Origin of the sequence: Bradyrhizobium sp. AZCC 1578, assembly GCF_036924675.1 — a bacterium.
GTDB lineage: Bacteria > Pseudomonadota > Alphaproteobacteria > Rhizobiales > Xanthobacteraceae > Bradyrhizobium.
Genome location: NZ_JAZHRZ010000001.1, coordinates 1554930 through 1574194 on the forward strand (window position 1 = coordinate 1554930; position 19265 = coordinate 1574194).

A 19265-nucleotide genomic window follows, 5' to 3' on the forward strand; every position below is an offset into this window, starting at 1 on the left:
GCAAGAGGCCACAAAATGCCGACCAGGAACGACCGGGAAAAACGTCAATCCATCATCGATGCCTGCCTGCGCATGACTGCACTCGGCATCAATCAGGGGACGTCGGGCAATATCAGCCTGCGCCACGGCGATGGCATGCTGATCACCCCGACCAGCACGCCCTACGAGGCAATGAAGCCCGAGCAGATCGTCTACATGCACCTCGACGGCAACCACGATCCCGCCCAGCGGCCATCGAGCGAGTGGCGGTTTCACCGCGACATCCTCAAGGCCCGCCCGGAGGTGCAGGCGATCGTCCATGCCCATCCGCCCTACTCGACCATGCTGGCGATCATGGGCATGGAGATTCCGCCGGTGCACTACATGGTGGCCGTCGCCGGTGGCGACACCATCCGCTGCGCGCCCTATGCGACCTTCGGCACCCAGGAGCTCTCCGAACACGCCGTCCGCGCGCTGGAGGGACGGCTGGCCTGCCTGCTCGAACATCACGGCATGATCGCGATCGGGCCGTCACTGGCAAAGGCGATGTGGCTTGCAGTCGAGGTCGAAACGCTGGCGCGGCAATATCACGGCTGCCTGCAGATCGGCACGCCGCCATTGCTGTCAAGTGCGGAAATCGAGAAAGTCCGCCTCCGCATGGCCGGATACGGCCACGCGGAGGAGTAAGCGCGTTACTTCGCGACGAAGCCCGCTTCCTTCATGAGCGAGGCATTCAGCTTGTCGTCCTCTTCGAGGAATTTCAGCATGTCCTTGCCGGTGAGGAAGATCGGCTTGAGCGCCTGCTTCTCCATATAGTCCTTGTATTCCGGCGTCTGCGTCACCTTCTGGAACAGGTCGACATAGAACGCCTGCTGCTCCGGCGTCACCTTGCCGGGCAGGAACATCGCGCGCAGCATCAGGTACTGCACGTCGAGCCCTTCCTCCTTGCAGGTCGGGACGTCGTTCCAGGACTGCGTCTCCGTGACCTTGGTTTTGTAGGAAATGCGCTCCTTGTCGAACACGCACAGCGCGCGGACCTGTCCGGCGCGCCAGACTTCGAGGTTTTCAGACGGGTTATTGACATTGGCTTCGGTGTGCTTGCCGACAAGCTGCGTCGCCGCCTCGCCACCGGACTTGTAGGGCAGATAGGAGAATTTTGCGCCGGTCTTCTGCTCCATGAAAACCGTCAACACATGGTCCTCGCGCTTGGAGCCGGTGCCGCCCATCTTGAACGGCGAGTTCGCCGCCTTGGCGGCGGCGATGAAATCCTTCACCGTCTTCGGACCCTCGGCATTGTCCCACAGCACGAACTGGTCGAGCGCGACCACCGACACCGGCGTCAGGTCACGCCAGTTGAACGGGATCTTGGCCGACAGCGGCAGCATGTAGATCAGGGAATAGGCGACCAGCACCTTGTTGGGATCGCCGTCGCTGGATTTCATGTACATCAGCGCCTCGGCGCCGGACGCCCCGCCCTTGAGCGACACAACCATCGGCTGCTTCATCAAATTGTTCTTTTGGATCGCCGCCTGCATCATCCGCGCCATCTGGTCGGAGGCACCGCCGGCGCCGGCCGCGACCACGATTTCCACCGGCTTGGTCGGCTCCCAAGCGGCAAACGCAGGGGTGGTTGCGATCAGGGCCGTCAAGGCGGCCGCGGCTTTGAGGATCTGTCCCACGAGTTTCTTCCCTATGTCATTGTTGTATTTAGAAAAATTATCATTGCCCGCCACGCCATTGTGCGGGCGAACCGACGAGAGTTCAAGCTGCACCGCAATGTGCCGCCTATGACTTTTGCATGAGGCGCAAACCCCTCCAGCAGCAGGCTCGTAGCTCGCAGCAGCCGATTCAAGCCCGCGGCTTTTCCGTTGCACGGCTGCGCGTGGGCCCATCTAATGCACGTTACAAGGACAATCAGGAGGAGGAGAGACCGAATGAGAAGGATTTTGATGACCGCCCTCATGGGTGCGGCGCTGACCCTCGCGGGGTGCGGACGGGATCCAGGACCGAAAGGAGATACCGGCCCACAAGGACCGGCCGGGCCACAGGGCGTACAGGGCTTGCAAGGCGTGCCCGGCCCTCAAGGGCAACAGGGTCCCCAAGGGCCACAGGGACCGCAGGGTGTACCCGGTCCGAAAGGCGATCCCGGACCGGCTGGCGCTTCCATCAGGTCGGTTCAGGCCAGCGGCGAGGTCGGCTGCGATGCAAATGAAAACCTGGTGTCGGTGTTCTGTCCGTCAGGCGGTGCCCCCGATGGCGCCAAGTGCGGTACCGGTCCGGCCGTTGGTCTTTGTCTCAAGAAGTAGCGCCCGGTTGCGCTACGATCCGACGAATAATGGTCGGCGAAAAAGCATGAAAGCGTTCGCGATTGGTTTTCTCCTGGCTTGTCTTGCCACCACCGCGGACGCCGGCTCCTCAATAATTGGTGCGGGCTCTCAAACCTGCACGGCTTGGACCAACCGCAAGAAGAATGCGGTCGTCAAAGGAAGCTTTGAATCCTGGCTGGTTGGATTTATCAGCGGCCTGAACATCAGCGGCGAGCGGGACATGGTGGGTGGCGGCGACTTCGATGCGATCATCGCGTGGATGGATCAACGTTGCCTCACCACGCCCTCAGACAGAATAGGTATCGCGGCGCTCGACCTCGGTATGGAACTGGCCAAAAAGGCCGCCAAACCATAGTGCGCGGTTCTGAACGCTTGGTACCCTATTTGCCCTTCCAGTTCGGCGAGCGCTTGTTGAGGAATGCGTCCATTCCCTCGCGGAAGTCTTCGCTCATATAGGCGCGCAGGATCAGGTCCTCGCCCTCGTCACGCGTCAATGTCCGCCGGATGCGGCGCACCGCTTCCTTGGTGACTTCGAGCGTGATCGGCGCATGGCTCGCAACGAGTTTCGCAGTCTCGTCGGCGCGGCGCTGCAACGTTGCGACATCGGGCACCACCTCATTGAGCAGCCCGAGCGCCAACGCTTCCGGCGCCTCGACCAGCCGCGCCTTGAAGATCAGGTCCTTGGTCCGCGCGGGGCCGACCAGCGAAACCAGCCTGGAGATATTGGACATCGACAGGCAATTGCCGAGTGTACGCGCGATCGGAAAGCCGATCCGCGTTGTCGCGGTACCGATGCGGATGTCGCAGCACGCCGCAATCCCGGCCCCGCCGCCAGTGCAGGCGCCGGCAATCGCCGCGATCGTCGGCACCCGGCAGGCCTCCAGCGCACCGAGCACGCGGTCGATCCGCGCCTCATAGTCGAGCGCGTCCTGTGCGGTCTTGAAGGCGCGGAACTGCGAAATGTCGGTGCCCGATGCGAACGCCTTGTCGCCGGCGCCGGTCAAGATCATCGCCTTGATCGAGCGATCGTTGTTGATGGTCTCGCAGATCGCCGCCATCTGCTCGTACATGGCAAAGGTCAGCGCGTTGCGCGCCTGCGGACGGTTGAACGTCAGCCGGGCGATGCCGTCCTCGACGGAATAGATCAGGTCTTCGGTCGAAGCTACCGGAGCGTTCATAGCAGCTCTCTCTATTTTTGTTTCGGTCAAACAGGCTCAGGCAACGGCGGCCTTCGGCATCGCCACGACGTCGCGTCCCTTGAGCACTTCCATCGCCGCCAGCACGCCACCGCCGCGATGCGGCACCTTGGCGAGATCGAGACCCATCTCGACACCCGTCAGCGTGCCCATCAGCATCAGGTCGTTGAAGTGTCCGATATGGCCGATCCGGAACACCTTGCCCTTGATCTTGTTCAGGCCGGTGCCGAGCGACATGTCGAAGTTTTCCAGCACGACCTTGCGGAAGTTGTCGGCGTTATGGCCTTCCGGCATGACGACGCCGGTCAGCGCGGGCGAATGCGCGCCCTGCTCCTGACATTGCGTTTCCAGCCCCCACACCTTGATGGCCGCGCGCGTCGCGGCGCTGTGGCGCTTGTGGCGGGCGAAGACATTCTCGAGGCCCTCCTCCTCGAGCATCTTGACCGCTTCGCGCAGCCCGAACAGCAGGTTCGTTGCCGGCGTGTAGGGCCAGGTGCCCGCCTTGTTGATCGCGATGACTTCCTGCCAGTCCCAATAAGAGCGCATCGCGGGATTGGCCTTCGCCACCGCGAGCGCCTTTTCCGAGATGGCGTTGAAGCCGAGACCCGGCGGCAGCATCAGGCCTTTCTGCGACCCAGCGACCGAGACGTCGATGCCCCAGGCGTCGTGCTCATATTCCAGCGATCCCAGACCAGAGATGGTGTCGACCATCAAGAGCGCGGGATGGTTGACGCGGTCGAGAGCCTTGCGGACGTCCTGTGGATGGGTGACGCAGCCGGTCGAAGTCTCGTTGTGGACCACGCATACGGCCTTGATCTTGTGCGCCTTGTCGGCCGACAGCCGCGCCTCGATCTGCTCGAGGTCTGCGCCATGACGCCAGTCACCGGGAATGAAATCCACGTCGAGCTTGAATTTGTCAGCGATGCCGCGCCACAACACGGCAAACTGCCCAGTCTCCGCCATCAGCACTTTGTCGCCCGGCTGCAGCGTATTGACGAGTGCCGCCTCCCATGCGCCCGTGCCGGACGACGGATAGATGATAACCGGCTGTTTGGTGCGGAACACCCGCTGCATGGCCGCCAGCACGGCATGACCAACCTCGGCGAACTCGGGACCCCGGTGGTCCATGGTCGGCATGTCCATGGCGCGCAGCACCCGGTCCGGCACGTTGGTCGGTCCCGGAATCTGCAGAAAATGCCTTCCAGTATGCACAGTCATGGGCGTCCTTCCCGGTATTGCCTTGGCGTTTCGAGCCGCTCGAATATCACCATTCGGCGGGCTTGTCGCCCGCCGGACGCAGCACGTCAATGCGCAAGGAGCAGGGCTGGAGCGGCGTCGCCGGCAGGCGCGAGGCGCTGGCTAGCTGCCGACGACCTTGAGATGCGCCGGGGAATTGCCTTGGGGACGCTGCTCCAGATACTTCATCGCGGCATCGACCCCGCCGGCCCGGTACGGAATGCCCGCGACCGACAATCCCATCTCCACGCCCGTCAGCGCAGCGAGCAAGGTCAGCTCGTTGCATTCGCCGAGATGACCAATGCGGAATACCTTGCCAGCCACCTTCGACAGTCCGGAGCCGAGCGACATGTTGAAGTTGTCGAGCACCACCTTGCGGAACTGGTCCGCGTCATGCCCCGGCGGCATCAGCACGGCGGTGAGCACTGGGGAAAAGTCCCTTGGCTCCTGGCACAGCACCTCCAGTCCCCAGTGATTGACGGCGGCACGCGTAGCAGCGGCGAGCCGCTGATGGCGCGCGAAGACCTTGTCGAGCCCCTCCTCAAGCAACATCGCAACGGCCTCGCGCAGGCCGTAGAGCAGGTTGGTCGCCGGGGTATAGGGAAAGAAGCCATTCGCATTCGGCTTCAGCATTTCCTCCCAATCCCAATACGACCGCGGCATTTTGTTGGTCTTGGCTGCAGCGCGGGCCTTGTCCGAGATTGCGTTGAAGCCCAAACCAGGCGGCAACATGAACCCTTTCTGCGAGCAGCTCACGCTGACGTCGACCTTCCATTCGTCGTGCCGGTACTCGACCGATCCCAGCGAGGAGATGGTGTCGACCATCAGCAAGGCCGGATGACCGACCCGGTCCATCGCGGCGCGGATTTCGCCGATCCGGCTGGTCGAACCCGTCGACGTTTCGTTGTGGACGACCATCACGGCCTTGAGTGCATGCGATGTGTCGCGCGCCAACCTTTCTTCGATGACCGCCGGATCAGCGCCACGACGCCAGTCGCCGGGCAAGAAGTCGACGTCAATTCCCCAGCGTCCCGCCATCTGGCGCCACAGGGTCGCGAAATGGCCGGTCTCCACCATCAGAACCTTGTCGCCAGGCGACAACGTGTTGACGATGGCGGCTTCCCAGGCCCCTGTCCCCGACGACGGGAAGATCACCACTGGTCCCGAGGTCTGGAAAATCTTCTGGCTGCCGCCGAGCACGGCCCGCCCGAGTTCGGCGAACTGGGCGCTGCGGTGGTCGATCACGGGCATGTCCATCGCGCGAAGAACGCGGTCCGGGACCGGACTGGGCCCTGGAATCTGCAGAAAATGACGTCCTTGCTGCATGAAAACCTCCCACTAGGCCCCGCCTCTTGATAGTGCCGGCCTCATTTTGCATTCATCTTTTATCTTTTCAATGCTAATTTGGCATTCGATCTGAAACGTCGACGCCGCAGATTTGGCAAACTACGGTTATGCAAATGAAATCAATGATTCCCGAAGATGGGGCGCCGATCGCCCAATCCGCGTCCAGCAGCGGCGCCGACCGGCAGGAACCATCACTGCACGGGGAAATTTTGCTGCGCCTTCGCGACCATGTCGTTGAGGGCAACATTCCGGAAGGCGCGCGGGTTCCGGAGCGGCAGCTCTGTGAAATGCTCGGCATTTCAAGAACGCCGCTGCGCGAGGCGCTGAAAGTTCTGGCCGCAGAGGGCCTGATCGAGCTCCTGCCCAACCGCGGCGCGCGGATACGTCAGCTCAGCCAGCGCGACCTGGAGGAGCTTTTCGACGTGATGGCCGGCCTGGAAAGCCTGGCCGGGCGCCTAGCCTGCGAAGCCATCACCGACGAGGAAATCGCGGAAATCGAGCGGCTGCACTACAAAATGTACGGCCATTACCTGCACCGCGACATGCACGGCTATTTTCAGATCAACCAGCGCATCCACGAGAGCATTGTCGCCGCTGCGCGCAACGAGACCCTGCGCACGGCCTACGCCAACTTCGCCGGCCGGATTCGCCGTGTCCGCTACTCCGCCAACTTCGCCCGCAAGCGGCAGCGCTGGGCGGAGGCCATGCGCGAGCACGAAGCGATCCTGGATGCGTTGCGTCGCCGCGCCGGAAGCGAGCTGAGCGACATCCTGTTCGAGCATTTGCGTAACAAGCGGACCGCCGCTATCGAGCACTTGGCTGAAGCACGGGACGCCACCGCAGCCACGGTTGCGGAGGGCTAATCTTGCCGATTATGAATTCATAAGCTAGTTCATTCGATAAAAAAGTGCATAACCGTGTCGAAGGGGTAGCCCCCTCTTGGATCACTTTGGATTTGGGATGAAGAACGCCTCAACGCTCGAGCGACGTTTGCGGTCAAACATGGCGGGCGATGTCCTGTTCGACGCCTTCAACCGCGGCCGCTACGCAACGGACGCCTCCTTCTATCAAATCCTGCCGCTCGGCGTGGTGGTGCCCCGGACCATGGACGAGGCGATGCGGGCACTTGCCATCGCGAAGGATGAGGGCCGGATCGTCACCCCGCGTGGCGGCGGGACGTCGCAGTGCGGCCAGACGGTCAACGACGGGATCGTCGTCGACTTCTCCAAACACCTGAACCGCATCCTGTCGCTCGATGTAGAAAACCGCACCTGCGTGGTCGAGCCCGGCATCGTGCTCGATGATCTCAACCGCCGGCTCAAAAAGCACGGGCTCTGGTTTCCGGTCGACGTCTCGACCGCCTCCCGCGCCACCATCGGCGGTATGGCCGGCAACAATTCCTGCGGCGGCCGTTCGCTGCGCTACGGCACCATGCGCGACAACACGCTGTCGATGGATGCGGCGCTGGCCGACGGCACGCTTTTGCATTTCGGCGAGGTGCCGCGGGATCTGGCGCGGGTGAATTCGCCCCAGAGCGGGCTTGCGCTGTTCCGCGACATGCTCGATCTCGGCGAGCGCGAGGCCGCCGAGATATCCGAGCGATTTCCAAAGGTGCAGCGCCGCGTCGGCGGCTACAACCTCGATGCGCTGGTGCCGCGCAACGCGCGCAACAACATGGCGCACCTGTTGGTCGGCTCCGAAGGCACGCTTGCCTTCACCACGCAGGTTGAGCTCAAGCTATGGCCTGTGATCCGCAACAAGGTGCTCGGCGTCTGCCATTTCGGCAGCTTCTATGAGGCGATGGATGCCGCCCAGCATCTGGTGAAGCTGCGGCCGATTGCGGTGGAACTGGTTGATCGCACCATGATTGCGCTCGGCCGCGAGATCGCGATGTTCCAGCCGATCATTGCCACGGCCGTGCGCGGCGATCCCGATGCGGTGCTGGTTGTCGAATTCGCCGAGGAAGATCAGGCCGAGAATTTGCATCGGCTGAAGCAACTCGGCGAACTGATGGCCGATCTCGGCTTCGGCTGGGACAGGCCACAACGCAAATGGGGCGGCGTGGTCGAGATCACGGAGCCAGGCTTGCAGACCGGCATCGCCGATTTCCGCGCCGCCGGCCTTAACGTGATGATGTCGATGAAGCAGGAGGGCAAGCCGGTCTCCTTCGTCGAGGATTGCGCCGTGCCACTGCCGCACCTCGCCGACTACACCGAGCGGCTCAACGCCATCTTCGCCAAGCACGGCACCCGCGGCACCATGTATGCGCATGCCTCCGAAGGTTGTCTGCATGTGCGGCCCGTCCTCAATTTGAAGCTTGAGAAGGACGTCAAGGCGATGCGCGCCATCGCCGAAGAAACATTCGAGATGGTGCGCGAGTACAAGGGCTCGCACTCCGGCGAGCATGGCGACGGACTGGTTCGCTCCGAATTCCACGAAGCGATGTTCGGCTCGCGCATTGTTGCCGATTTCAGGGAGGTCAAGCAGCGCTTCGATCCGAACAATTTGCTCAACCCCGGCAAGATCGTCGATCCGCCAAAAATGGACGACCGCTCGCTGTTCCGCTATCGGCCGGATTATCGTGTGGCTGAGCTCAAGACCGTGCTCGACTGGTCGGCTTATCCGGGCGCCGGCGGCGGCTTTCAGGGCGCGGTCGAGATGTGCAACAACAACGGCGCCTGCCGGAAGCTCGAGGGCGGCGTGATGTGTCCGTCCTACCGCGCGACCCGCAACGAGAAGGACGTTACGCGAGGCCGCGCCAATACGCTGCGACTGGCGATCTCGGGACAGTTGGGCCCTGACGCGCTGGCCTCCGACGAGATGATGGAGACACTCAAGCTCTGCGTGTCCTGCAAGGCCTGCCGCCATGAATGCCCGACCGGCGTCGACATGGCCAAGATGAAGATCGAGGTGCTGGCTGCACGCGCGGCAAAACATGGTCTTTCGTTGCGCGACCGGCTGGTCGGCTATCTGCCGCGCTACGCGGACCTAGCGTCCCGCTTCGCGTCGGTCGCCAACTGGCGCAACAGCAGTCCGATATTGCGCAAATTGTTCGAAAAATTTGCCGGCATCAGCGCGAAGCGCGCCCTGCCCGCGTTCCGCCGCGACGTGTTCAGGCCGGAAACCGAGATCTTCGGTCCGGCAGATGGCCGCGAGATCGTGCTGTTCGCCGACACGTTTAATCGTGTTTACGAGCGGGAGAATCTCGACGCTGCGCTACGCGTTCTGGTCGAAGCCGGATACCGTGTCCACTTGCCGAGACCGACGGATCGCGCCCGGCCGCTGTGCTGCGGGCGGACCTTCCTTTCGGCGGGTCTGGTCGATCAGGCGCGCAGCGAGTTGAACCGGCTGGTCGCCACCTATGCGCCGTTCGCCGCGCGCGGCGTGCCGATCGTCGGGCTGGAGCCAAGCTGTCTCCTGACGCTGCGCGACGAACTGCTGTCGCTGCGCTCGGACGATGACGCCAAGAGCGTCAGCGCGCATGCATTGCTGTTCGAGGAATTCCTGGTTCGTGAGGCAGAGGCCGGCCGGCTCAAGCTGCCGCTTGGCGCCATGCCGGCGAAAGCGTTGGTGCATGGCCACTGTCACCAAAAATCATTCGGCGCGTTCAAGCCGGTCGAGAAGGTGCTGCGTCTCATTCCCGACCTCGGCGTCGAAACTATCGAGTCCAGTTGCTGCGGCATGGCTGGCGCCTTCGGCTACGGCGCCGACACCTATCAGGCTTCGATGGAGATGGCTGAGCTGTCGCTGCTACCGGCGGTGCGCCGCGCCGATACCGCCACGCTGATCGTTGCCGACGGCACCTCATGCCGCCATCAGATCAAGGATGGCACCAACCGTGCATCACTGCATGTCGCCCGGGTGCTCGCGATGAGCCTCGACAGCGCGCAATCCAACCGCTAATCCTGCCTAATCGCAAAGGAATTCATTTATGGCTGAGCTCACTCTCGACGTCGCCCGCAAGATTCTCGATGCCGCGCTTGCCAAAGGCGTCGAGAAGAAGCTGAAGCCGCTGGTCATCACCATTCTGGACGCCCGCGGCTGCGTGAAGGTCACGGCGGCGCAGGACGGCACCAGCCTGATGCGGGCCGAGATTGCGCACGGCAAGGCCTATGGCGCGCTCGCAATGGGCATGGGATCGCGCGCATTGTTCCAGCGGGCCCAGGAGCAAGCTTATTTCGTCGGCGCGGTGAATGCGCTGGCACAGGGGCGCCTAGTGCCGGTGCCGGGCGGCGTGCTGATCATGGACGGCGCGACGTTGCTCGGCGCAATCGGCGTCAGTGGCGACACGTCCGATAATGACGAGACTTGCGCGATCGCCGGCATCGAGGCCGTCGGACTGAAGGCAAATGCGGGGTAACGGTCGGGCGTCGTCAATTGATCTCATTTAGCTGACGCCTCGCGCGTTGCGAGAACGCTAGCTCACCGCAATCGAAACGACATCGGCTTCCGCCGCACCGTTGCGGATTTCGATCGCGAAAGACCATCCGCACCGGTCATGGGGATTCGGCTTAGCGAGCGAGCGCGGAGTGTCCTCCGCGCCGGCCTCGATCGACACATCTGATGCTACAACGAATGCAGACCCCTGTTTAGCGCCAATATCGATTTCAAAAACTGCGCTAAGTTGTGCCCCGGAAACAAATACCCTTTTATGCCAGCAGCCTGCGCTGCTTCTAGATCGGTGGGCTTGTCGCCTATCAGAATGCTGCGACTGACGTCCACCGGAAAGCGCTCCACGAGATCCTTGATCATCCCTGGTGCAGGCTTGCGTCGCGGACTTACTCGACGGTATCGCTCTATCGCTGCCTCGGGATGGTAAGGGCAGTACTCGAATGCATCTATGTGCGCACCGATCTTGGCCAGGTCATTTTCCATCCACTTATGCAACGCTTCTACGTGAGTTTCCTCGTAAAGACCTCTAGCTACTCCCGACTGGTTAGTAATCACGAACACAAAATATCCAGCACCATTGGCAAGTTTGACCGCTTCGCGCGCTCCCTCAATCCATTTCAGCCGACTAATCTCGAAAACATAGCCGTGGTCCTCATTGAGCACCCCATCTCGATCAAAGAAAATCGCTGGTCTTTTCATTTCATCGCCTAAGAAAAGCAGGAAAGGATTGGTGAAGATCGCTGATGCATTTGTTGATGTTCGAGGACTTTGGCTGTTACCCGAGGGAGCCCCCTCGGGGAATGAGATTTCAAAGCACGATGTCGTTGGAATAGCGAGGTATTATTTCCCATATTCTGAGCGGAACCGGGTCCGGAATTCGACTAATTTCGAGCAAGGAACTTGCGACAATGTTGCATGAGAATCGACACTTAGCCGTCCGCTGCTGCCCCGGTGTTGTCCGTGAGCCGCTATGGAACCGTCCTAATCGCGACAGAAATTCGGCTCAGGTTCCACTTCAATCTGTTCCCGTGCCTACCCTTTCGAGTGCCGACTATGCGTACCCTTGGTATTTCCGCGATCGTCATCGCTGTAGCCCTTGCCACACTTTCGATCATTTTCGTCGGACTGGCTCACGACAATGGGTGGTCGGGTGGCCCCGCCTGCTCGATGGCGGCGAGCCTTTGCCGCCAGCCGTCCCTCTTGGCCATCCCGGTATTGGCGACCATGGCTTGGGGTCTAATGTTGATGACAGAGAAATAAGGCCGCTTCGGTTTGCGGCCTCTTGAGTCCCCTGACGGTCTCAGCCTCCATTCCTTGCGTGCTCGAAGGCGTCAGCTTGCCTTCGCGGACTTACAATCGAGCTATTTGCCGGGCCACGCAGGCTTTCGCTTCTCGCTGAAAGCCCTCAGCCCTTCCTTGGCGTCTTCCGTCATCGCCAATAGCGCAATCTGGCTTTCGGTATAGGCGATGCTTTCGTCGAACGACATCGCGGCGATCGCCCGCATCGCATATTTGCCGCGCCGGATCGCCGTCGGCGACTTGTCGACGATGCGGCTGACCAGCCAGTCGACCTTGGCGTCGAGTTCGGCCGCCGGCACCACGTAGTTCAGGAGCCCGGCAGCCAGTGCCGCGTGCGCATCAAACGGCTCGCCGGTCAGCGACCACTCGCTGACCAGCCGCTTCGGCGCGATGGACTGCAGCAAGCTCAATACCTGCATCGGGAATACGCCGACTTTCACCTCGGGCAACCCGAAGATGACGTGATCGGCAGCGACTGCCATGTCGGTCATGCACAGCAGGCCCATGCCGCCGGCCATGCAGACGCCCCCGACCCGCGCGATCGCGGGCTTGGTGGCATTTTGCGACAGCCTCAGCAAATCAGCGTAATCGACATTCGGCCGCGAATAGTCCATCGCAAAGGCCGCACCACTGTTCTGCAGGTCGGCGCCGGCGCAGAACGCCTTGTCGCCTGCTCCTGTCAGGACGATGACGCGGACGTCCTTGTCGTCATGCGCATCGCGATAGCCGCGGGCGATGCCAGCGACCACATCGGCATTGATGGCATTGCGCTTGTCCGGGCGGTTGATGGTGATCCAGAACGCCTGCCCGCGCTTTTCGTTTATCACACTCGTCATGTCAGTCATTGTCCCGCTCGCCTTTTTGCCGTGGCAAGCATTTGCGGCAGGATGACGGTGGACTGCAAGAGCGATCTAACGCTTGCGCCCACTGGCTGACGTCGCCTTTTTCACCCAGACCTTGTTGTCATGAAACGCCGCGCCGCCGACCGGCGCGACGGCTTCGGCTCCGGTCAGCATGTTGATGCCCTGACCACCGATATGAGCCTTGTTGGGATGAATGGATTCCGCGACCAGCACGCCACGGCGCAGGCCGTCGAATAGCCGCGCGGTCAACGTCGTTTCGCCGCGCGTGTTGCCAAGCATGACGGCATCGCCGTCAGCAATCCCGAGTGACGCCGCATCCTCGGGATGGATCATGACGGTCGGACTGCCCTCGCGCGCGATCGACGACGGGGTTTCGTTGAAGCTGGTATTGAGGAAGCTGCGCGACGGACTGGTGGCGAGCCGGAACGGATGCGCCTCATCCGCCTCCTCGATGACCGTCCAGTGGTCCGGCAGCGACGGCATCTGCTCCCACGGACCGAGGCCAGGCTTGCCGGACGGAGGATTCGCCCAATCGGCCTTGAAGTGGAACTTCTTGTCCGGGTGCGCAAAACCGTCGAGATAATGCGAGGTTCGAAAATCCGGCTGGATATCGCGCCACAGATCCGCTTCCAGCGTCTCGATGTCGCCGTGACCGCTCTTCTTCAGCGTCGCGTCGATCAGTTCGCGCGGCGTCATCTCAAATCCGGGATGCACGGCATTGAGGCGGCGGCCGAGGCCCTGCAGCACCTCATGGTTGGAACGGCACTCGCCGGGCGGATCGATCAGCTTCGCGCCCACCGAAATATGCTGGTGGCCGCCGCCGTAATAGAGGTCATCATGTTCCATGAACATGGTGGCGGGAAGCACGATGTCGGCCATGACGGCCGTTTCGGTCATGAACTGCTCGTGCACCGCGACGAACAGATCCTCGCGCGCAAAGCCCTGCCGCACCAAGGCTTGTTCCGGCGCGACCGTCACGGGATTGGTGTTCTGAATCAGCATTGCCTTGACGGGACCGCCGCCTTTCAAGGCGTCGGCATCGCCGGTGAGGATGCGTCCAATTTTTGATTGGTCGAGCCAGCGGGTCGTGGGATCGATCGCATCGTGGCCTTCGATGATGGATTCGTTGAACTGCCAGATCGAAGCATTGTTGAAGAATGCGCCGCCGCCTTCGTATTGCCAGGCACCCGTCACCGCCGGGATGCACAGCGCCGCATGCATCTGCGTGGCACCGTTGCGGCTGCGGGTGAAGCCATAGCCGAGGCGGAAGAACGCGCGCTTGGTCTGGCCGACCAGGCGCGCAAACGCCTCGATCTCCTCGACCGGTACGCCCGAGATGTTCGAAGCCCATTCCGGCGTGCGCGTCGCCAGATGCGCCTCGAGTTCGTCGGGGCAGTCGGTATAACGATCCATATAGGCGCGATCCGCGTATCCTTCGCGGAACAGCGCGTGCATGACGCCGCAGGCGAACGCGCCGTCGGTCCCCGGCCGAAGCAATATCTTGATATCGGCCTGCTTCATGGTGTCGTTGTTGTAGACGTCGACCGCCGCGATTTTGGCGCCGCGCTCCTTGCGGGCACGTGAGGCATGCGTCATCACGTTGACTTGGGTGTTCACCGGATTGGTGCCCCAGATCACGACGAGATCGGAGACGCCCATCTCGCGCGGATCGACGCCGGCGATCTTGCCGGTGCCGATGGCGAAGCCGACGCGCGCGACGTTGGCGCAAATCGTCGAGTAGAAGCGCGAGTACTTCTTCACATGCGCCAGGCGATTGATGCCGTCGCGCATGACGAGCCCCATGGTACCGGCATAGTAATAGGGCCAGACCGACTCAGCACCGAATTCACGCTCGGCCTGATCGAACCGCGCCGCGACTTCGTCCAGCGCCTCATCCCAGGAAATCCGCGCAAACTGACCGGAGCCCTTCGGTCCGGTGCGGCGCATCGGGTAGAGCAGCCGGCCGGGATGATGAATGCGCTCGGCGTAGCGCGCCACCTTGGCGCAGACGACGCCCGCCGTATAGGTCTGCTGCTTGGAGCCGCGGACCCGGCCGATCGAGCGCCCGTCGATCACTTCGATATCGAGCGCACAGGCCGACGGGCAATCGTGCGGACAGGTGGAATGGCGGATATCGACCTTGGCATGCTGGTTCATGCGTTTCTAGGTAACATCAAACACCTCGGTCGCCGAGAGGGTTTGTCCGACAGTACGTCTGCAAAAACGGCCTTTAGCCATGCATCAGGCGCCCAAATAGGCGCCGCCATTCGTATGGATCGCCTGCCCGTTGATGTAGCGCGCGCCAGGCCCGCACAGGAAACGCACGGTTGCGGCGACGTCTTCCGGCAGTCCCCGATTGCCGCTGATGGTCTGATGGGTCAGGTGATGCGCCGGCTCCGGCTTATCCTTCGGCCGCGGCGTGCCGATCAGGCCGGGAACCACGCAGTTCACGGTGATGCCGTCATCAGCGAGGTCGTGCGCCAGCGCGCGGGTCAAGCCGATGATGCCAGCCTTCGCCGTCACTACATGCGCGCGATTTTTTGCCCCCGTGTGCGCGCTGAGGCCACCGATATTGACGATGGTCCCCGCGCCGGACTTTCGCAACGCCGGCAGGCAGGCCTTCACGCAGTGGAACGCGCCATCGAGTGTCACGTCGAGGATTTCGCGCCACGCCGCATAGCCCATCTCGGCGAATGGCTTTTCGCGCCGCAGCGCGGCGTTGTTGACAAGGATATCGATACGACCGAATTGCTGCACGGCGGCATCCACCATGGCCTGCACTGCGTGAGCATCAGCGACGTCGCCGATATGAACCACCGCCCTGCTGCCGGCGGCCTCGATCTCCTGGGCGACTGCCTCCGCTTCGGTGCGGTTGCTGCGCCCGTTCACCACGACGAACGCGCCGCCTTCGGCCAGCGTCAGCGCGATCGCGCGGCCGATATTGCGGCCTGCGCCGGTGACAATGGCGACTTTGCCGGCGAGTTCTTTGGTCATGAGCCGCTACCCGCGCAATGAGGAAAGATCGATGTGGCCATCATACAGCCCCGCCATCAGCTTCAGCGCCGCGTCGCTTTGCGCGGCGCTCCAGCCGCCATGCTCGGCGTTGAGCAGGAACTTGTCGGTCACGTCCTGCCGCGTCAACGGCTCCTGCGCACCGCCGCGCAGGTACGGCTGCCGCTCTTCCACCACGCTGCCGTCGCGGAGCGTAGCGCGGATGTGGCCGGTGTAGTTGTTCGGATAGGGATTGTCCGGGTCGATCACGAATTTCACCTTGGCGGCGAGCGCCAGCACTTGCTGATCGCGGATCGCGCTTTCGGTGAACGCGGCAAGCCCGACCCCGCCATGCACGAAGCCGGTGGCCAGCAGATAGGGCACGGCAAATTTTGCCGCATAGCCGTTGCGTGGACGCTGCTTGTCGGCCAATGGCTCCCACAGCCGGTGCACCGTGCCTTCCGCCACCTCGCAGACGATCTCGGCCACGTCTTCTGGTTTGATGCCGCGAGCGGCCAATCGGCGCGCGCAATCGATATAGGGCTGCGCCATCGTTCCGCATGGATAGGGCTTGAACGCCAGTGTGTCCGTGACCCAGCGCGTACCGAAATTGCCGGTCAGCGCGCCATAGTCGCCATCGGTGGTGTGTGCGAAGGCATGAAACAAGCCGTGCACACCCTCGAATACCGTGCGCGGCCCGACGAACCCTCCCCGCGCCAACAGCGCCGCGCGGATGCCGGATTGCGCCGCCCATCCGGCATGCAGCCGTTTGGTCCAGGCGCCTTCGGCAAGATATTCGACGATGCCGCCGGCCATGCTGCCGGCAATGCCGAGCGCATCGACGATCTGCCTGGCGTTGAGGCCAAGGACAGCACCGACGCCGGCGGCAGCGCCCATCGCGCCGAAGACCGCAGTCGGGTGAAAGCCCGCCTTGTGAACCGCTTTGGGCACCACGAGACTCAGCCGACACAGCACTTCGGTGCCCACCGCAATCCCGATCAGCGCCATTCGGCCATCCGGGTTGTGCCGCTCGCAGGCGGCAAGCACTGCCGGGACAATCACCGCGCCGGCATGCACCGGACCACCCTCAAAAGTGTCGTCGAAGTCCTCGCCATGCGCGGCGGTGCCGTTGACGAAGGCGGCGCCGGCCGCACTCAGCGTGCGCTTGTGCCCGATCGCCGTGCACGGACCATCATCGTCGCAACCGGCCAGCGCACTTCCGACGTAGTCCTCGTTGCGCGCGGTAACGCACAGGCCGACCACGTCGATCAGCAGGTCCTCGCATTTGCGGACGGCTTCAGCCGGTAACGCGCCAGGCTTCAGTGCGGCGATCCTTTCGGCAAGCGTTTCGGCGACCGAAATCCTGGGCAGTCCGGAGGCCATCCCGGTCAAATGCGAAAGATCTTGGTGTAGCGCGCCTTGATGGCCTCGCTTTCCTTCTCTACTGCCGCGGCGTCGTCCTTCATGGTCTTGATGTCTTTGAGCGGCTTGCGCCCTGCCTTCTCGACGGTTTGAGAATGCACCGAGCGCAGGCCACCGACATCGATGATCAATTGCTGGGCCTCCCGGCTGAGACTGAACGACTGGAACAGTCTTGCCGCGTTGGGATTGGGTGCATCCTTGAAGACACCGTTCGGTCCGATGATCAGCGGCGAGCCCTCCGTGGCATAAATCGGCTCGACCGGACGACCCGCTTCCCTCATCTGGAAGATGTTGTATTCGTTGCCGTCGGCCATCACGGCGCGCTCGCCTAGATCGAGCTTCTTCGGCGGATCGGCCGACGACTGCACCTGCATGATGTTCTGCCTGGCGAGCTTTTCGAAGAAGCTCCAGCCGAGATCGCGCTGCATCTGGTAGGTCGCGGTCATGATGGTGCCGCTATAGCCCGGGTGTGCCTTGACGATCTTGCCTTTCCATTTGGGATCGAGCAGATCGGCAAAGCTCTTCGGCGCGTCCTCCGCTTTCACCAAGTTTGTGTTGTAGGCAATGATGCTGAGCCAGACGCGGAAGCTCGCAAACTGACCGTCCGGATCCTTGTGCTCGGCCGGATAGAATTTTGCGACGTCTTCCGGCACGTAAGGCGCCAGAATGCCGTCACGCTTCCAGACGATGAAATGCGCGGCGTCGGATGAGTTCACGATGTCGACGGCGTGGATGTTGCTGGAATATTCCTGGCCGATACGCTGGAACAAGCGCTCCGCGCCGGTGCGCTCGACACGCACCGCAATATCAGGATATTTCGCCTCGAACGCCTTGGCCAGCTTCTCCGCAACCGGCAAGTCGGTCGAGGTGTAATAGATGACCTTGCCTTCCTTCTTCGCCGCCTCGATCAGCGCGGGTGTGACCGCTTCCGGCGGCGGCGCAGCCGCCATGACGCGCGTGGAAAATGCTGCGCTTGCGAGAACGGCGCCCGTGCCCTTGAGCAGGTTGCGTCGCGAAATCGAATTCATTGGCGCTCCCATCTACATTTTGTCAGGCCTGTTCTGCGGGGCCTTTCCCCGGGCTCGTTCTTGCTGGGTCCGGTACACCGGAGAATACCCTTTATTCCGAAGGCGCGCAGCGACTCTTTCGTCGACAGCTCATTTGCGTTGCAGCTAGACTTGGCGCAACGAACAGAACACAAGTTCGAGGGATGGAGATGACAAGCCCAAGGATTACATTGGCGCTGGCTGCAACTCTGCTCGCAATATCGTCCCCAATCGCGCCAGCGCAATCGCAGGATTATCCGTCGCGGCCGGTGAAGGTGATCGTGCCCTTCGGCGCCGGAGGGCCTGCCGACGTGACCGCCCGGCAGATCGGCAGCATCCTGCAGGAAAGCTTTGGCCAGGCCTTCGTGATCGAGAACCGCACCGGCGCCGGCGGCGTGATCGGCACGCAGGACGTCGTCAAGTCGCCGCCAGACGGCTACACGCTGCTGATGATGTCAAACACCCAAACGGCGAATGAATCGCTGGTGCCGCAACGCAAATACGAATTGATGCGCGACCTCGCGCCGATCGCACCGGTCAACTATTCCGACCTCGTCATCGTGGTTCACCCTTCCGTGCAGGCGAAGACGCTGCAGGAATTCATCGCGCTCGCCAAATCGCAGCCCGGCAAACTGAACTACGCTTCCTCCGGCCAGGGCACGCCGTACCATATGGCAGGCGAGCTGTTCAAAGCCATGGCCGGCATTGACCTCGTGCATGTGCCTTACCGTAACAGCGGCGAGGCGCGCAGCGGCGTGATCGGCGGCCAGGTTCAGATGATGATCGACGCAGTTCCGGCGATGGCCCCGAACGTCGCGGAAAACCAGGTCCGCGCGCTGGCGACGACCGGCAAGACGCGATCGACCGTTCTTCCCAACGCGCCGACGGTGATCGAAGCTGGCATTTCCGGCTACGAGGCCACCATCTGGCTCGGCTTGATGGCGCCCGCAGGCACGCCAAAGCCGATCATAGACAAGCTTGGTACGGCGGTAAACGCGGTGGTGAAACGGCCCGATATCGTCAAGCTCTGGACCCGGCAGGGCGCGGTTCCGATGTCGATGACGCCTGAAGAGTTCGACAAATTCCTGCGCGGCGATATTGTGAAATGGGCGGAAGTGGTCAAGAAATTCGATAAGCCGCCGCAATAGAAGCTGCGAGAGAAGGTTC

16 protein-coding genes are annotated in these 19265 nt (G+C 62.3%); 6 read left to right on the forward strand and 10 right to left on the reverse strand.

Features of this window, described 5'->3' with window-relative positions; genetic code table 11:
• Positions 1–15 precede the first annotated feature (15 nt).
• The gene (locus V1290_RS07920) at positions 16–666 is read left to right on the forward strand and encodes a class II aldolase/adducin family protein (protein ID WP_213284853.1); all 651 of its coding nucleotides are present in this window, start codon (positions 16–18) and stop codon (positions 664–666) included.
• Positions 667–671: 5 nt separating this feature from the next.
• Here V1290_RS07920 and V1290_RS07925 read toward each other — a convergent pair whose 3' ends face one another.
• The gene (locus V1290_RS07925) at positions 672–1658 is read right to left on the reverse strand and encodes a Bug family tripartite tricarboxylate transporter substrate binding protein (protein WP_334363883.1); all 987 of its coding nucleotides are present in this window, start codon (positions 1656–1658) and stop codon (positions 672–674) included.
• Between the two features lie 673 nt (positions 1659–2331).
• Between V1290_RS07925 and V1290_RS07930 the strand changes: the two genes are divergently transcribed.
• Positions 2332–2661 (forward strand): hypothetical protein, encoded by a 330-nt coding sequence (locus tag V1290_RS07930; RefSeq protein ID WP_213253380.1) that lies wholly within the window; start codon positions 2332–2334, stop codon positions 2659–2661.
• Positions 2662–2686: 25 nt separating this feature from the next.
• Here the strand turns inward: V1290_RS07930 and V1290_RS07935 are convergent, their stop codons facing one another.
• The 3 genes from V1290_RS07935 to V1290_RS07945 all read right to left on the reverse strand — a co-directional run bounded on the left by V1290_RS07935 (position 2687) and on the right by V1290_RS07945 (position 6064).
• The gene (locus tag V1290_RS07935) at positions 2687–3484 is read right to left on the reverse strand and encodes an enoyl-CoA hydratase/isomerase family protein (RefSeq protein WP_334363884.1); all 798 of its coding nucleotides are present in this window, start codon (positions 3482–3484) and stop codon (positions 2687–2689) included.
• 36 nt (positions 3485–3520) lie between these two features.
• On the reverse strand, positions 3521–4720 hold the full coding sequence (locus V1290_RS07940) for a pyridoxal-phosphate-dependent aminotransferase family protein (RefSeq protein WP_334363885.1): 1200 nt from the start codon (positions 4718–4720) through the stop codon (positions 3521–3523).
• Positions 4721–4861: 141 nt separating this feature from the next.
• Entirely contained in the window at positions 4862–6064 is a 1203-nt protein-coding gene (locus tag V1290_RS07945; RefSeq protein ID WP_334363886.1) for a pyridoxal-phosphate-dependent aminotransferase family protein, read from the reverse strand.
• A 134-nt stretch (positions 6065–6198) separates the two neighbouring features.
• On the opposite strand from V1290_RS07945, the gene V1290_RS07950 reads away from it, so the two are divergent.
• The 3 genes from V1290_RS07950 to V1290_RS07960 all read left to right on the forward strand — a co-directional run bounded on the left by V1290_RS07950 (position 6199) and on the right by V1290_RS07960 (position 10445).
• Positions 6199–6948 carry a GntR family transcriptional regulator gene (locus V1290_RS07950; protein ID WP_334363887.1) on the forward strand — a complete coding sequence of 250 codons (750 nt, stop codon included), beginning with the start codon at positions 6199–6201 and terminating at the stop codon, positions 6946–6948.
• Positions 6949–7045: 97 nt separating this feature from the next.
• Complete coding sequence (locus V1290_RS07955) at positions 7046–9988, forward strand: FAD-binding and (Fe-S)-binding domain-containing protein (RefSeq protein ID WP_334363888.1); 2943 nt, start codon at positions 7046–7048, stop codon at positions 9986–9988.
• Between the two features lie 28 nt (positions 9989–10016).
• The gene (locus tag V1290_RS07960; protein WP_334363889.1) at positions 10017–10445 is read left to right on the forward strand and encodes a GlcG/HbpS family heme-binding protein; all 429 of its coding nucleotides are present in this window, start codon (positions 10017–10019) and stop codon (positions 10443–10445) included.
• A gap of 206 nt (positions 10446–10651) precedes the next feature.
• Here the strand turns inward: V1290_RS07960 and V1290_RS07965 are convergent, their stop codons facing one another.
• The 6 genes from V1290_RS07965 to V1290_RS07990 all read right to left on the reverse strand — a co-directional run bounded on the left by V1290_RS07965 (position 10652) and on the right by V1290_RS07990 (position 18080).
• Positions 10652–11176, reverse strand: coding sequence for a D-glycero-alpha-D-manno-heptose-1,7-bisphosphate 7-phosphatase (locus V1290_RS07965; RefSeq protein WP_334363890.1), 525 nt, complete (start codon positions 11174–11176; stop codon positions 10652–10654).
• Between the two features lie 662 nt (positions 11177–11838).
• Positions 11839–12621 carry an enoyl-CoA hydratase/isomerase family protein gene (locus V1290_RS07970; RefSeq protein ID WP_334363891.1) on the reverse strand — a complete coding sequence of 261 codons (783 nt, stop codon included), beginning with the start codon at positions 12619–12621 and terminating at the stop codon, positions 11839–11841.
• Between the two features lie 66 nt (positions 12622–12687).
• Entirely contained in the window at positions 12688–14796 is a 2109-nt protein-coding gene (locus V1290_RS07975; RefSeq protein WP_334363892.1) for a molybdopterin oxidoreductase family protein, read from the reverse strand.
• An 84-nt stretch (positions 14797–14880) separates the two neighbouring features.
• Positions 14881–15633, reverse strand: a complete 753-nt coding sequence (locus V1290_RS07980) for a 3-oxoacyl-ACP reductase family protein (RefSeq protein ID WP_334363893.1) — start codon at positions 15631–15633, stop codon at positions 14881–14883.
• Positions 15634–15639: 6 nt separating this feature from the next.
• Positions 15640–17013, reverse strand: coding sequence for an MmgE/PrpD family protein (locus tag V1290_RS07985; protein WP_334363894.1), 1374 nt, complete (start codon positions 17011–17013; stop codon positions 15640–15642).
• Positions 17014–17018: 5 nt separating this feature from the next.
• Positions 17019–18080: an ABC transporter substrate-binding protein gene (locus tag V1290_RS07990; RefSeq protein WP_334363895.1), complete on the reverse strand. Its 1062-nt coding sequence runs from the start codon at positions 18078–18080 to the stop codon at positions 17019–17021.
• Between the two features lie 188 nt (positions 18081–18268).
• On the opposite strand from V1290_RS07990, the gene V1290_RS07995 reads away from it, so the two are divergent.
• Positions 18269–19246, forward strand: a complete 978-nt coding sequence (locus V1290_RS07995; RefSeq protein ID WP_334363896.1) for a Bug family tripartite tricarboxylate transporter substrate binding protein — start codon at positions 18269–18271, stop codon at positions 19244–19246.
• The last annotated feature ends 19 nt before the right edge of the window (positions 19247–19265 follow it).

Coding starts and splice junctions, on each gene's coding strand:
- V1290_RS07920 (WP_213284853.1), top strand. CDS start 16: ATGCCGACCAGGAACGACCGGGAAAAACGTCAATCCATCATCGATGCC.
- V1290_RS07930 (WP_213253380.1), top strand. CDS start 2,332: ATGAAAGCGTTCGCGATTGGTTTTCTCCTGGCTTGTCTTGCCACCACC.
- V1290_RS07935 (WP_334363884.1), bottom strand. CDS start 3,484: ATGAACGCTCCGGTAGCTTCGACCGAAGACCTGATCTATTCCGTCGAG.
- V1290_RS07940 (WP_334363885.1), bottom strand. CDS start 4,720: ATGACTGTGCATACTGGAAGGCATTTTCTGCAGATTCCGGGACCGACC.
- V1290_RS07945 (WP_334363886.1), bottom strand. CDS start 6,064: ATGCAGCAAGGACGTCATTTTCTGCAGATTCCAGGGCCCAGTCCGGTC.
- V1290_RS07950 (WP_334363887.1), top strand. CDS start 6,199: ATGAAATCAATGATTCCCGAAGATGGGGCGCCGATCGCCCAATCCGCG.
- V1290_RS07955 (WP_334363888.1), top strand. CDS start 7,046: ATGAAGAACGCCTCAACGCTCGAGCGACGTTTGCGGTCAAACATGGCG.
- V1290_RS07960 (WP_334363889.1), top strand. CDS start 10,017: ATGGCTGAGCTCACTCTCGACGTCGCCCGCAAGATTCTCGATGCCGCG.
- V1290_RS07965 (WP_334363890.1), bottom strand. CDS start 11,176: ATGAAAAGACCAGCGATTTTCTTTGATCGAGATGGGGTGCTCAATGAG.
- V1290_RS07970 (WP_334363891.1), bottom strand. CDS start 12,621: ATGACTGACATGACGAGTGTGATAAACGAAAAGCGCGGGCAGGCGTTC.
- V1290_RS07975 (WP_334363892.1), bottom strand. CDS start 14,796: ATGAACCAGCATGCCAAGGTCGATATCCGCCATTCCACCTGTCCGCAC.
- V1290_RS07980 (WP_334363893.1), bottom strand. CDS start 15,633: ATGACCAAAGAACTCGCCGGCAAAGTCGCCATTGTCACCGGCGCAGGC.
- V1290_RS07985 (WP_334363894.1), bottom strand. CDS start 17,013: ATGGCCTCCGGACTGCCCAGGATTTCGGTCGCCGAAACGCTTGCCGAA.
- V1290_RS07990 (WP_334363895.1), bottom strand. CDS start 18,080: ATGAATTCGATTTCGCGACGCAACCTGCTCAAGGGCACGGGCGCCGTT.
- V1290_RS07995 (WP_334363896.1), top strand. CDS start 18,269: ATGACAAGCCCAAGGATTACATTGGCGCTGGCTGCAACTCTGCTCGCA.